Below are 14,262 nucleotides of genomic sequence, written 5' to 3' on the forward strand. Positions count from 1 at the left end.
AGGTGAGGAAAGGCGAATCACGGGTTCGTAAATCACGAACCCGAAAGGAGGGGTTGGCGCTATATTTCTATTTCAATATCACCTTTTGCCCGGCAGCAGCAGGGCAAAATTTCCCCTTCATTGATAAAGGCCAGCGGTTCGGTCAGCCAGTCCACCTGGCCGGTGACCAGGCGGCAGCGGCAGGAGCCGCAATAGCCTTCACGACACTGATACTCTACCGTCACCTGATTCGCCTCAAGGGCTGCCAGCAGGGAAGGGTGCTCTTCCTGGCACAGCACTTCTGTGCCCGAAAGCCTCAGCGTTACGCGCGTCATCAGAGCTGGAAATTGCTCAGGTCGTCAGTGTTGACTTCAGAATCAATCTGACCGACCAGGTAAGAACTCACTTCCACTTCCTGTGGCGCCACCTGCACGTTATCGGACACCAGCCAGGTGTTGATCCACGGGATCGGGTTGGAGCGCGTCTGGAATGGCAGATCGAGACCGACCGCCTGCATACGGATGTTGGTGATGTACTCAACGTACTGGCACAGAATGTCTTTGTTCAGGCCAATCATGGAGCCGTCGCGGAACAGGTAGTCTGCCCACTCTTTCTCCTGCTGTGCGGCCAGCACGAACAGGTCGTAGCACTCCTGCTTGCACTCTTCAGCGATTTCCGCCATCTCCGGGTCGTCTGCACCGCTGCGCAACAGGTTCAGCATGTGCTGGGTGCCGGTCAGGTGCAGGGCTTCGTCACGGGCGATCAGACGGATGATTTTGGCGTTACCTTCCATCAGCTTGCGCTCGGCAAACGCAAAGGAGCAGGCAAAGCTCACGTAGAAGCGGATGGCTTCCAGGGCGTTAACGCTCATCAGGCACAGGTACAGCTGCTTTTTCAGCGCGCGCAGGTTCACGGTGACGGTTTTGCCGTTCACGTTGTGGGTCCCTTCGCCCAGCAGGTGCCAGTAGCTGGTCATCTCGATCAGCTCGTCGTAGTAGTGGGCAATCCCTTCCGCGCGTTTCTGGATCTGCTCGTTGGTGACGATATCGTCAAACACCACCGCCGGATCGTTAACGATATTGCGGATGATGTGGGTGTAAGAGCGGGAGTGGATCGTCTCCGAGAACGCCCAGGTTTCCACCCAGGTTTCCAGTTCCGGAATGGAGATCAGCGGCAGCAAGGCAACGTTCGGGCTGCGGCCCTGAATGGAGTCCAGCAGCGTCTGGTACTTCAGGTTGCTGATGAAAATGTGTTTTTCATGCTCCGGCAACGCCTGGAAATCGATACGATCGCGGGAAACGTCCACTTCCTCCGGACGCCAGAAGAAGGAGAGTTGCTTTTCAATCAGCTTTTCGAAGATGTCATATTTTTGCTGATCGTAGCGTGCCACATTGACCGGCTGGCCGAAGAACATCGGCTCTTTGAGCTGGTCGTTTTTCGTCTGTGAAAAGGTGGTATATGCCATGAGTGTGTCCTGTGGTGTTATTTCCCCCTCACTCCGGCCCTCTCCCACAGGGAGAGGGGGAAAGAGTTCCCTCTCCCTGTGGGAGAGGGTTAGGATGAGGGGATTTATTAGATCTTACATGCGCCGCTTTCGCAGCCATCATCCTGAATTGACGGTGCCAGATCGTCCTGCGCGTCTTCTGCACCATCACGGGTGTTGTGATAATACAGAGTTTTCACGCCAAATTTGTACGCGGTGAGCAGGTCTTTCAGCAGTTGCTGCATTGGCACTTTACCAGACGGGAAACGCGTCGGGTCGTAGTTGGTATTGGCAGAGATCGACTGATCGATGAATTTCTGCATGATACCCACCAGCTGCAGATAGCCGTCATTGTTTGGCATTTCCCACAGCAGCTCGTAGTTGTCTTTCAGCAGTTCGTAATCCGGCACCACCTGGCGCAGGATGCCGTCTTTCGACGCTTTAATGCTGACGTGACCGCGCGGCGGCTCGATGCCGTTGGTGGCGTTAGAGATCTGCGAAGAGGTCTCAGACGGCATCAGGGCAGAGAGCGTGGAGTTGCGCAGGCCGTGAGTCTTAATGGACTCGCGCAGTGCTTCCCAGTCCAGATGCAGCGGCGCGTTTGCAATCGCATCCAGGTCTTTCTTGTAGGTGTCGATTGGCAGAATGCCTTTCGCATAGGTGGTTTCGTTAAACCACGGGCATGCGCCTTGCTCTTTCGCCAGCTCGTTAGACGCTTTCAGCAGGTAATACTGGATCGCTTCGAACGTTTCGTGGGTCAGGTTGTTCGCGCTGCCGTCGGAGTAACGCTTACCGTGTTTCGCCAGCCAGTAGGCGAAGTTGATGACGCCGATACCCAGCGTACGACGGCCCATTGCGCCGCGTTTCGCCGCCGGGATTGGGTAATCCTGGTAGTCCAGCAGGGCGTCGAGCGCACGGACGGCCAGCACTGCCAGCTCTTCCAGCTCGTCCAGGCTCTTAATCGCGCCCAGGTTGAACGCAGACAGCGTACACAGCGCGATTTCGCCGTTTTCGTCGTTCACGTCTTCCAGCGGTTTGGTCGGCAGGGCGATCTCCAGGCACAGGTTAGACTGGCGCACTGGCGCAACAACCGGATCAAACGGGCTGTGGGTGTTGCAGTGGTCAACGTTCTGGATGTAGATACGGCCGGTAGAGGCACGTTCCTGCATCATCAGGGAGAACAGATCGACCGCCTTCACGCGCTGTTTACGGATGCTGTCGTCTTTTTCGTATTTTGTGTACAGACGTTCAAACTCGTCCTGATCGGCGAAGAACGCGTCATACAGACCCGGGACATCGGACGGGCTGAACAGGGTAATGTCTTCACCTTTCAGCAGACGGGTGTACATCAGTTTGTTGATCTGTACGCCGTAGTCCATGTGACGCACGCGGTTACCTTCAACACCACGGTTGTTTTTCAGTACCAGCAGGCTTTCGACTTCCAGGTGCCACATTGGGTAGAACAGGGTTGCCGCACCACCGCGCACGCCGCCCTGAGAGCAGGATTTTACTGCCGTCTGGAAGTGCTTGTAGAACGGGATACAACCGGTATGGAACGCTTCACCGCCGCGAATTGGGCTGCCCAGGGCACGAATGCGACCGGCGTTGATACCGATACCGGCACGCTGGGAGACGTATTTGACAATCGCGCTGGAGGTCGCGTTGATGGAATCCAGGCTGTCACCGCACTCGATCAGTACGCAGGAGCTGAACTGACGGGTTGGGGTACGCACGCCAGACATAATCGGCGTCGGCAGAGAAATCTTGAACGTAGAGACCGCATCATAGAAACGCTTTACGTATTCCAGACGGGTGTCACGCGGGTAGTTTGAGAACAGGCAGGCGGCCACCAGAATATAGAGGAACTGGGCGCTCTCGTAGATTTCGCCCGTGACACGGTTCTGGACCAGGTATTTGCCTTCGAGCTGTTTCACCGCTGCGTAGGAGAAGTTCATATCACGCCAGTGATCGATAAACCCGTTCATCTGCTCGAACTCTTCTTCCGTATAGTCTTCCAGCAGATGCGTGTCGTATTTACCCAGCTCAACCATTTTCACCACGTGGTCGTAAAGCGCAGGCGGCTCGAACTGGCCGTAGGCTTTTTTACGCAGGTGGAAAATCGCCAGACGTGCAGCGAGGTACTGATAATCCGGCGCTTCGCGGGAGATCAGATCCGCCGCCGCTTTGATGATGGTTTCGTGGATATCAGACGTTTTGATGCCGTCGTAGAACTGAATATGGGAACGCAGTTCAACCTGGGAGATAGATACGTTGTTCAGGCCTTCTGCTGCCCAGTCGAGAACTCGATGGATTTTGTCCAGATTGATACGCTCGGTAGTACCGTCGCGCTTTGTCACCAGCAGACTCTGATTCATGTGGGTTTTACCTGTCCGTGAAATAAAAAAATATCCCCCGTTTATCCACAGATCCGCCTTGTGACTAACTCTGTGGATAAATACTACATATAGGGGGTTTGCGATAAGAGAAACGCTATATGGTGAGTATTCTAGTAAGGATTCTTTTCAGTACAAGGGTTGATTTTGACGTTAAATTGAGGTTGTGAAAGGGTAAAAAAGGCTAAGTCCTCATGCTGTAAGGCCTGGAAGAGATGTCAATAATTAAGAAAAAAAATTCAAAATTTGATCGAGTGCTGATTTCTTCAACGGGAGGTCAGAATTGCGCAACATGATGTCGCGCAATCTTTATAAGAATAATGGATGACGTTAGTCGTTTTTGGCGGTGGTGTGCAACATATAGTTAACATCCACGCCCGGGGCGAGTTTGAATTTATCGGTCAGCGGATTGTAGTGCAGACCGGTGATGTGCTGCTCCTTGAGCCACGTCTGGTCAACCCAACCCAGTAACTCGGCAGGCTTGATGAATTTCTTCACGTCGTGTGTACCTTTGGGCACCATGCGCAGTACATACTCTGCGCCGACGACGGCCATCAGCCAGGCTTTGCCGTTACGGTTGATGGTGGAGAAGAAGACCTGGCCGCCCGGTTTCACCAGTTTTGCGCAGGCATTGACGACGGACTGCGGGTCGGGAACGTGCTCCAGCATCTCCATGCAGGTGACCACGTCGTACTGGTGCGCATGTTTTGCCGCGTGTTCCTCAACGGTTTCCTGCACGTACTCCACCTGAATCCCGGACTCCAGGGCATGCAGACGGGCAACCTGCAACGGTTCAAAACCCATATCCAGGCCGGTGACGGTGGCCCCTTCGCGCGCCATGCTCTCTGCCAGGATGCCGCCGCCGCAGCCGACATCGAGCACTTTTTTACCGAACAGACCGCCGGAACGCTCCGCGATATAGCCCAGACGCAGCGGGTTGATGCGATGCAGAGGTTTGAACTCACCTTCGAGATCCCACCAGCGGGACGCCACCGCTTCAAATTTGGCAATCTCTTCGTGGTCTACGTTGTGAGCCACCGGGGATTTTTCGGCATTCATGGGCGCTTTTACTCCTTATTTAGCAAGACGAATGAGTATATCAGGCAATCCCTGTGAATAAAGCGTATAGGTTTACCTGTATCACCGCGGCTGTGTTATAATTTGCGACCTTTGAATCCGGGATACAGTAGAGGGATAGCGGTTAGATGAGCGACCTTGCGAGAGAAATTACACCGGTTAACATCGAGGAAGAGCTGAAGAGCTCCTATCTGGACTATGCGATGTCGGTCATTGTTGGCCGTGCGCTGCCGGACGTCCGCGATGGCCTGAAGCCGGTACACCGTCGCGTACTATACGCCATGAACGTATTGGGCAATGACTGGAATAAAGCCTACAAAAAATCTGCCCGTGTCGTTGGTGACGTAATCGGTAAATACCATCCCCATGGTGATTCCGCGGTGTACGACACCATCGTTCGTATGGCGCAGCCTTTCTCGCTGCGTTACATGCTGGTAGATGGTCAGGGTAACTTTGGTTCTATCGACGGCGACTCCGCCGCGGCAATGCGTTATACGGAAATCCGTCTGGCGAAAATTGCCCATGAGCTGATGGCCGACCTGGAAAAAGAGACGGTTGATTTCGTTGATAACTACGATGGCACGGAAAAAATTCCTGACGTCATGCCAACGAAGATCCCTAACCTGCTGGTGAACGGTTCGTCCGGTATCGCCGTAGGGATGGCGACCAACATTCCGCCGCACAACATCACCGAAGTGATCAACGGCTGCCTGGCCTATATCGACGATGAAGACATCAGCATTGAAGGGCTGATGGAACACATCCCGGGCCCGGACTTCCCGACGGCGGCCATCATCAACGGTCGTCGTGGTATTGAAGAAGCGTACCGCACCGGTCGCGGCAAGATTTACATCCGTGCCCGCGCCGAAGTGGAAGCAGATGCCAAAACCGGCCGTGAAACCATCATTGTTCACGAGATCCCGTATCAGGTGAACAAAGCGCGACTGATTGAAAAAATCGCCGAGCTGGTAAAAGAAAAACGTGTTGAAGGCATCAGCGCGCTGCGTGACGAGTCTGATAAAGACGGTATGCGCATCGTGATTGAAATCAAACGTGACGCGGTGGGCGAGGTTGTGCTGAACAACCTGTACTCTCAGACCCAGCTGCAGGTCTCCTTCGGTATCAACATGGTTGCACTGCACCATGGTCAGCCGAAGATCATGAACCTGAAAGAGATCCTAAGCGCGTTTGTCCGTCACCGCCGCGAAGTGGTGACCCGTCGTACTATTTTCGAACTGCGTAAAGCGCGTGACCGTGCCCACATCCTTGAGGCACTGGCCGTGGCGCTGGCCAACATCGATCCGATCATCGAGCTGATCCGTCGCGCGCCAACCCCGGCGGAAGCGAAAACCGCGCTGATTTCCCGTCCGTGGGATCTGGGCAACGTTGCGGCAATGCTGGAGCGTGCAGGTGATGACGCCGCGCGTCCTGAGTGGCTGGAACCTGAATTCGGCGTGCGTGATGGTCAGTACTACCTGACTGAACAGCAGGCCCAGGCGATTCTGGATCTGCGTCTGCAGAAACTGACCGGCCTTGAGCATGAAAAACTGCTCGACGAATATAAAGAGCTGCTGGAGCAGATCGCTGAATTGCTGCACATCCTGGGCAGCGCAGAGCGCCTGATGGAAGTGATCCGCGAAGAGCTGGAGCTGATCCGCGATCAGTTCGGCGATGAGCGTCGCACCGAAATCACCGCCAACTCCGCAGATATCAACATCGAAGACCTGATCAACCAGGAAGACGTTGTTGTGACCCTGTCTCACCAGGGCTACGTGAAGTATCAGCCGTTAACTGACTACGAAGCACAGCGTCGTGGTGGTAAAGGCAAATCTGCGGCACGTATTAAAGAAGAAGACTTTATTGACCGTCTGCTGGTGGCGAACACCCATGACACCATCCTCTGCTTCTCCAGCCGGGGTCGTCTGTACTGGATGAAGGTCTACCAGTTGCCGGAAGCGAGCCGTGGTGCACGTGGTCGTCCGATCGTTAACCTGCTGCCGCTGGAAGCGAACGAACGTATCACCGCCATTCTGCCGGTACGCGAGTACGAAGAGGGCGTGAACGTCTTTATGGCGACCGCCAGCGGTACCGTGAAGAAAACCGCGCTGACCGAGTTCAGCCGTCCACGTTCTGCCGGTATCATCGCGGTGAACCTGAACGAAGGCGATGAGCTGATTGGCGTCGATCTGACTTCAGGCAAAGATGAAGTCATGCTCTTCTCCGCAGCCGGTAAAGTGGTGCGCTTCAAAGAAGACGCCGTCCGCGCAATGGGTCGTACCGCAACGGGCGTTCGCGGTATCAAACTGGCGGGCGAAGACAGCGTCGTTTCTCTGATTATTCCGCGCGGAGAAGGGGCTATCCTGACCGTGACGCAGAATGGTTACGGTAAACGTACCGCGGAAGGGGAATACCCAACCAAGTCGCGTGGCACGCAGGGCGTTATCTCTATCAAGGTGACCGAGCGCAACGGTTCCGTTGTGGGCGCGGTGCAGGTAGACGATGCCGATCAGATCATGATGATCACCGATGCCGGTACGCTGGTGCGTACCCGCGTGTCGGAGATTAGCGTGGTGGGTCGTAATACCCAGGGCGTTATCCTCATCCGTACGGCGGAAGATGAAAACGTGGTGGGTCTGCAACGTGTTGCTGAGCCGGTGGACGACGAAGAGCTCGACTCCATCGACGGTAGCGTCGCGGAAGGTGATGATGACATCGCACCGGAAGTGGACACCGACGATGATGCAGCGGATGACGCTGACGAGTAATGTCTCCTGACGCATAAAGGGCCGGATTCCGGCCCTTTTCTTTTGCAGATGCAGACAAGTCAACGTTGCGACAAGCCGCGTTTACCGCTACCTTAACCACATTCTTTTTGACCCCGACGGCGGAGCCTCGCCCCTTTGAAATACCTCGTCTCCTTTCGAACCACGCTGAAAGTCTCTCGCTATCTGTTTCGGGCGCTGGCGCTCTTGCTTTGGTTACTGGTGGCCTTGTCCTCGGTGTTTTACATCGTCAACGCGCTGCACCAGAAAGAAGCGGAGATCCGTCAGGAATTTAACCTAAGTTCCGATCAGGCCCAGCGCTATATTCAGCGCACCTCCGACGTGATGAAGGAGCTGAAGTACATTGCCGAAAATCGCCTGACGGCGGAAAACGGTATTCTTGCCATCCGCGGGCGTAATGATAAAACCGAAGTACCGGATTTCGAGCCGCTGTTCCCGGATTCCGACTGCTCCGCCATGAGCAACACCTGGCGCGGTTCCCTGGAATCGCTCTCCTGGTTTATGCGCTACTGGCGCGACAACTTCTCCGCCGCCTATGACCTGAACCGCGTATTCCTGATTGGCAGTGAAAACCTCTGCATGGCCGACTTTGGCCTGCGCGATGTGCCCGTTGAACGTGATGATGCGCTGAAAAGCCTGCATGAACGCATTTTGAAATACCGCAATGCGCCGCAGGACGAGCGCGGGAATAACATCTTCTGGATAAGCCAGGGGCCGCGCATGGGTGTGGGCTATTTCTATGCGCTGACGCCGGTTTATCTGGGCAATCGCCTGCAGGCGCTGCTGGGCATTGAACAGACCATCCGCATGGAAAACTTCTTCACGCCGGGCAGCCTGCCGATGGGAGTGACCATTCTGGATGAGAACGGCCATCCCCTGATTTCACTCACCGGGCCGGATAATCGCCTGAACGTCGATCCGCACTGGATGCAGGAGCGTTCGTGGTTTGGCTATACCTCAGGATTCCGTGAGCTGGTGCTGAAGAAAAGCTTACCGCCATCGTCGCTGAGTATTGTCTATTCCCTGCCTGTGGATATGGTGCTTGAGCGGATCCGTATTCTTATCATGAATGCCATCCTGCTGAACGTGCTGGCCGGTGGCGCGCTGTTTACCCTGGCGCGGATGTATGAGCGGAAGATTTTTATCCCCGCTGAAAGTGATGCCCAGCGTCTGGAGGAACACGAGCAGTTTAACCGTAAGATTGTTGCCTCCGCACCGGTGGGGATCTGTATCCTGCGCACCCAGGACGGCACCAATATCCTCAGTAATGAACTGGCGCATAACTACCTGAACATGCTGACGCACGAGGACCGGCAAAGGCTGACGCAAATTATCTGTGGTCAGCAGGTGAATTTTGTCGACGTGCTGACCAGCACCCACACCAACTTACAAATTAGCTTCGTGCATTCGCGCTATCGCAATGAAAACGTGGCGATTTGCGTGCTGGTGGATGTCTCCGCACGTGTGAAGATGGAAGAGTCTTTGCAGGAGATGGCCCAGGCGGCAGAGCAGGCCAGCCAGTCGAAATCCATGTTCCTTGCCACCGTCAGTCACGAACTGCGTACGCCGCTGTACGGGATTATCGGCAACCTCGATCTGCTGCAAACCAAAGAGCTGCCGAAAGGCGTTGATCGCCTGGTGACGGCGATGAACAACTCCTCAAGCCTGCTGCTGAAAATCATCAGCGACATTCTCGACTTCTCGAAAATTGAGTCCGAGCAGTTGAAAATTGAACCGCGCGAGTTCTCTCCGCGCGAGGTGATGAACCACATCAGCGCCAACTATCTGCCGCTGGTGGTACGTAAACAGCTGGGTCTCTATTGCTTTATTGAGCCAGACGTACCGCTGACGCTGCATGGCGATCCTATGCGTCTGCAGCAGGTCATTTCGAACCTGCTCAGTAACGCCATCAAGTTCACCGACATTGGCTGTATCGTGTTGCATGTGTGCCGGGCAGGGGACTACCTGAGCATTCGCGTGCGTGATACCGGCGTTGGGATCCCGGCGAAGGAAGTGGTTCGTCTGTTTGACCCGTTCTTCCAGGTTGGTACCGGCGTGCAGCGTAACTTCCAGGGGACCGGACTGGGGCTGGCAATTTGTGAGAAGCTCGTCAGCATGATGGACGGCGATATCTCGGTGGATACCGAACCCGGTATGGGCAGCCAGTTCACCATTCGTATTCCGCTCTATTCTGCGCAGTATCCGGCGAAAACGACGGTTGACGGCCTGAGCGATAAGCGCTGCTGGCTGGCGGTGCACAACGCCTCGCTGAATGATTATCTGACGGCACTGCTGAACCACAGCGGCGTGCGGGTTTCCCGTTATGAAGGCCAGACGCCGGACGTGGACGATGTATTGATCACCGATGACACGCTGGCGCAACCGTGGCAGGGAAGGGGCGTGGTGATGTTTTGTCGTCGTCACATCGGTATTCCGGTTGAGCGTGCGCCGGGCGAGTGGGTTCACAGTGTGGCGACGCCACATGAGCTGTTGGGGCTGCTGGCGCGCATCTACAGCGTGCAGCTCGAAGAGAACGATGGCGCGGCGACCCTGCCGTCACCGGAATCGCTGGCGTCGGTGAACGACGATATGATGATTCTGGTCGTGGATGACCATCCGATTAACCGTCGCCTGCTGGCTGACCAGCTGGGCTCGCTGGGTTATCAATGTAAGACCGCTAATGACGGCGTGGATGCGCTGAATGTGCTCAGTAAAAACCATATTGATATCGTTCTCAGCGACGTGAATATGCCCAATATGGACGGCTATCGTCTGACGCAGCGTATCCGCCAGCTTGGTCTGACGTTGCCGGTGGTTGGCGTCACGGCGAATGCGCTGGCGGAAGAGAAACAGCGCTGCCTGGAGTCAGGAATGGACAGTTGTCTGTCGAAACCGGTTACGCTGGACGTACTGAAGCAGACATTGTCGATTTACGCGGATCGCGTGAGAAAAACGCGGACATAAAAAAGGCCCGTAAGGGCCTTTTACTTTTCACCCTCTCCCCGTGGGAGAGGGACGGGGTGAGGGCATCAGAACGCACACCCGTCCTGGATCAATCCTTATCCGTCGCGCTCAGCGTCACGGAGGAGAGATAGTTCAGCAGCGCGATATCGTTGTCCACGCCCAGTTTCATCATGGCTGATTTCTTCTGGCTACTGATGGTTTTAATACTGCGGTTCAGCTTCTTGGCAATCTCGGTCACGAGGAAACCTTCAGCGAAAAGACGCAGAACTTCGCTCTCTTTTGGCGACAGACGTTTGTCACCGTAGCCACCTGCACTGATTTTTTCCAGCAGACGAGAGACGCTCTCAGGGGTGAACTTTTTGCCTTTCTGCAGCGCAGCCAGCGCTTTAGGCAGGTCAGTTGGTGCGCCCTGTTTCAGTACAATCCCTTCGATATCCAGATCCAGCACGGCGCTCAGAATCGCCGGGTTATTATTCATGGTCAGAACAATGATCGAGATGTCCGGGAAGTGACGTTTAATATATTTGATGAGCGTGATCCCATCACCGTATTTGTCTCCAGGCATGGAGAGATCGGTAATGAGCACGTGTGCATCAAGTTTTGGGAGGTTATTGATCAGTGCTGTAGAGTCTTCAAATTCACCGACTACATTCACCCACTCGATCTGTTCAAGTGATTTGCGAATACCGAACAGTACAATCGGATGGTCATCGGCAATAATTACGTTCATATTGTTCATGTATTAGGCTACCTTGCTACAGCAAGCTTTTGACGTAGGCGTCAATGTCGCTGATGTATTTTTCAATGCCAGAGGCATCTTTCTCACGAATTAGATGTTCCAGCGTTTCACATAACTGCTTGCCGGGAACCAGATTAAGCATGGCAAACACCCCTTTAAGCCGGTGTGCTGTCTGCGCCAGCGCTGCAAAATCATTCGCAGCGGACTCAGTATACAACCGCTTAACATCATCTGGTACTGTATCAACAAAGAGTGAATAATATCCGCTGGCGTGAAGCTCGGCATTTTCATTGCCGCCTAACGGGGATTCCGCTATCTCTTCCTGCGCCAGTTGCTCTTCTATTAGTTGTAGTACAGCTTCCTGCATCGCATTGCTTATATTAAAGTTGACGCGCAGCTGGCCTGGGCCGATTTTTCGCACGCCTGGCTCATCATCGCTTAAAAGCAAGCCGGAGGCAGTAAGATTAGACGGATTATCAGTTAAAAACAGATCAAATTCTTGACTTGAGAGTCTTTCATCCGGCGTGATGCAGGCCGCACCCCAGTTTTCCAGCAGGCGTACCACGATATTGCGGATCTCGTTCGAGGTCACATCCACCATCACAACCACATCGTCCAGCAGGCGTTCTTCATCTTCTTCCTGAGGATTGGCGGCCATTTTTACGTGCAGCGAATAACGGGTGCCAAGTGATTCACGGGCTTTAATGTTCAGATGGCCGCCAAGCTTGCGTGCCAGCTGATCGCACAGCCAGAAGGTCAGGGCATTGGCCTTACCGTAGCGATCGCTTTGGGTATCGTTCAGGAACGGGAAGTGCAGATTATCAATCTCACTGGTTGTAACGCCTTCACCGGTATCGAGGATACGGAACGTCAGACGATCCTCCGCGGACTCGTCGGTATTGACCTCAAGCGTGATTTTGCCAATTTGCGTGGTGGTGACGGCGTACTGAATAATCATCAGCAGAATACGACGCAGCGCCTCACGATCGCCGTGACGTTCGTCGTTGGCCGGCAGGTGGTTGTTGATCAGCAGCTGCAGACCTTTGCGCTTAATCACCGGCAGAACTTCCGGCACCACTTCGTCAATCAGATCCTGAATCGAGAAGAGGGTCGGCGTGCCTTTCCAGAAGTCGTTCTCAAGCATGTTCGCGAGCTGGATCTCATCCACCATCCGCACCAGCGAATCCGCCTGGCTTGCCAGCTGTTGGCTTTCAGGCGTGCTCAACGCCGCCGCCTGCGTCGCCAGCGTTCTTAATGGCTGTTTGAAGGCATCACCAATATTTTGCATAAACGCGGCGCGACCCTGCTGATTTTTCTCATACAGTCTTTGCGCCTGCTTCAGTTTTTTGTTCACCAGTACTTCGCGATCCTGATCGCGAATAATGAAGATCTGCGTGCGGGAGGCGACCTGGCTGCGGAACTGACGGATCTCGTACAGTTCATTATTGATGGTGGCCTGAATCACCCCCTGATGCTGATCCGCCATGGTGGTGATGTTCTGCAGGTTAAGATGCGGCAGCAGATGGTCGGCAATTTTATTGCTCATCACCGTGCGGTTGGCTTCCTGGTCGTGAACCAGCACACCCAGCGGCAGTACTGAGATGATTTCTTCATTCAGGGCGCGTAATACGCGCAATTCATTACTGGTTCCGGCCGGGACCGTTGAGGCATCGCTCTGACGCCCGGGCTGGAAACGGAACGTACTGTAGCCAAACAGCGCCAGCGCCAGTAGCCCAATATTCAGTAGCAGCGGTAACAGGATATTTTGCAGGGTGTCGAGCAGCAGCGTGCCAAACGGCACCTGCCACACCAGGCGCATACCGGTTGAGTTCAGCGAAGAGGCAATTTCAATCTTCGAGCCGTTAAAGGAGATAGAAACGCTTTCTGCGGCCTCTTTATCCGAGGTAGCACGCATGTTCTGGGTACTGCTGTCCGGCTCCAGGCGGAAGCTGTCGAGCGGCATATCCGGCGGGATCAGATCGTTAATTGGCAGATCGAACGCCACAACCGTCGCCAGATGTCCTGGCTGGTTAAAGGTGGTGCGCAGGGTAAAGTAATGGCCATTTTGCCAGGCCAGACGGCGCAGGGAAGAGAAACTTTCGCGTTCATCAAGGGCGTTCGCCTGCTGCAGCATTTCTGCCCGGCGGGAATCGACTATGCTGCCCACGGTCGTCTCTTTAAAACCCGAGGAGAGATCTTTAAGCGGCAGGGTCGAAATCAGGATCATGCTGTTATCCTGACCGTTCAGATAGTACATCGACCATGGCACCGTCTCGGCACCCCAGAGGGTATCGAGATAGGTTGAAATGCGCTGCGTCATCTCAAGCGTCGCGCTGTCGTGCGAGCCGAAAATAAGCGCTTCCGTTTTGCGCTGCGGCTTTTCCAGGTAGTAAACGTCCTGCTTCAGTCGCGTTTCCTGCAGCCCTTCGCCTGAGGACGTCGCCGGGGCGGCCGCGATATTGTCGTAAATCTGCCAGGTGGCGTAGCGCCAGGTGTCAATGCGCTTGTGCACGGCATGCGTGATATCAACGACCTGATAGCTCTTATCCTTCAGCCAGGCGTTCACCGCGCTCTGAACCATAACCCCCATCGTGACCAACAGCACAACGATCAAAAGAAGAAAGAAACGGGTGATGCTCCCGGGGAGAAGGGAGAATTTGCTCGGGGCGGTAGTTTCAGTCTGACTCATTGATATGTTTAACCCGTAATGGCCGTGCTTTATGGCGATAGGGCAGTATAAAGGGTAATAACTGAATTTCCAGCCTCATAGCCTTTGAACACGCGACTTTTTCCTCTGTGAGTACTACTGAATGGTCTGTATTAAATGTGTACATACCCGAGGTG

8 protein-coding genes are annotated in these 14,262 nt (G+C 54.5%); 2 read left to right on the forward strand and 6 right to left on the reverse strand.

Going from position 1 to position 14,262, the window contains the following annotated elements; translation table 11 throughout:
• Positions 1-59: 59 nt before the first annotated feature.
• The 4 genes from yfaE to ubiG all read right to left on the reverse strand — a co-directional run bounded on the left by yfaE (position 60) and on the right by ubiG (position 4,914).
• Positions 60-314: a class I ribonucleotide reductase maintenance protein YfaE gene (gene yfaE / locus M8370_RS12450; protein ID WP_038983987.1), complete on the reverse strand. Its 255-nt coding sequence runs from the start codon at positions 312-314 to the stop codon at positions 60-62.
• Complete coding sequence (gene nrdB / locus M8370_RS12455) at positions 314-1,444, reverse strand: class Ia ribonucleoside-diphosphate reductase subunit beta (RefSeq protein WP_013098012.1); 1,131 nt, start codon at positions 1,442-1,444, stop codon at positions 314-316. The genes yfaE and nrdB overlap by 1 nt, the downstream gene beginning before the upstream one ends.
• Before the next feature lie 107 nt (positions 1,445-1,551).
• Entirely contained in the window at positions 1,552-3,837 is a 2,286-nt protein-coding gene (nrdA, locus tag M8370_RS12460) for a class 1a ribonucleoside-diphosphate reductase subunit alpha (RefSeq protein WP_020690664.1), read from the reverse strand.
• A gap of 348 nt (positions 3,838-4,185) precedes the next feature.
• On the reverse strand, positions 4,186-4,914 hold the full coding sequence (gene ubiG / locus M8370_RS12465) for a bifunctional 2-polyprenyl-6-hydroxyphenol methylase/3-demethylubiquinol 3-O-methyltransferase UbiG (RefSeq protein ID WP_020690665.1): 729 nt from the start codon (positions 4,912-4,914) through the stop codon (positions 4,186-4,188).
• 146 nt (positions 4,915-5,060) lie between these two features.
• On the opposite strand from ubiG, the gene gyrA reads away from it, so the two are divergent.
• Positions 5,061-7,697, forward strand: coding sequence for a DNA topoisomerase (ATP-hydrolyzing) subunit A (gene gyrA, locus M8370_RS12470; protein ID WP_013098009.1), 2,637 nt, complete (start codon positions 5,061-5,063; stop codon positions 7,695-7,697).
• A gap of 135 nt (positions 7,698-7,832) precedes the next feature.
• Entirely contained in the window at positions 7,833-10,679 is a 2,847-nt protein-coding gene (gene rcsC / locus M8370_RS12475; protein WP_020690666.1) for a two-component system sensor histidine kinase RcsC, read from the forward strand.
• 88 nt (positions 10,680-10,767) lie between these two features.
• Here the strand turns inward: rcsC and rcsB are convergent, their stop codons facing one another.
• Both rcsB and rcsD read right to left on the reverse strand, forming a co-directional pair.
• Entirely contained in the window at positions 10,768-11,418 is a 651-nt protein-coding gene (gene rcsB, locus M8370_RS12480; RefSeq protein WP_003859405.1) for a response regulator transcription factor RcsB, read from the reverse strand.
• Between the two features lie 16 nt (positions 11,419-11,434).
• Complete coding sequence (gene rcsD / locus M8370_RS12485) at positions 11,435-14,107, reverse strand: phosphotransferase RcsD (RefSeq protein WP_044157961.1); 2,673 nt, start codon at positions 14,105-14,107, stop codon at positions 11,435-11,437.
• Positions 14,108-14,262: the final 155 nt, after the last annotated feature.

Source organism: Enterobacter cloacae complex sp. OE43NF, assembly GCF_023544405.1.
Classification (GTDB): Bacteria; Pseudomonadota; Gammaproteobacteria; order Enterobacterales; family Enterobacteriaceae; genus Enterobacter; species Enterobacter cloacae.

Coding starts and splice junctions, on each gene's coding strand:
- yfaE (WP_038983987.1), bottom strand. CDS start 314: ATGACGCGCGTAACGCTGAGGCTTTCGGGCACAGAAGTGCTGTGCCAG.
- nrdB (WP_013098012.1), bottom strand. CDS start 1,444: ATGGCATATACCACCTTTTCACAGACGAAAAACGACCAGCTCAAAGAG.
- nrdA (WP_020690664.1), bottom strand. CDS start 3,837: ATGAATCAGAGTCTGCTGGTGACAAAGCGCGACGGTACTACCGAGCGT.
- ubiG (WP_020690665.1), bottom strand. CDS start 4,914: ATGAATGCCGAAAAATCCCCGGTGGCTCACAACGTAGACCACGAAGAG.
- gyrA (WP_013098009.1), top strand. CDS start 5,061: ATGAGCGACCTTGCGAGAGAAATTACACCGGTTAACATCGAGGAAGAG.
- rcsB (WP_003859405.1), bottom strand. CDS start 11,418: ATGAACAATATGAACGTAATTATTGCCGATGACCATCCGATTGTACTG.
- rcsD (WP_044157961.1), bottom strand. CDS start 14,107: ATGAGTCAGACTGAAACTACCGCCCCGAGCAAATTCTCCCTTCTCCCC.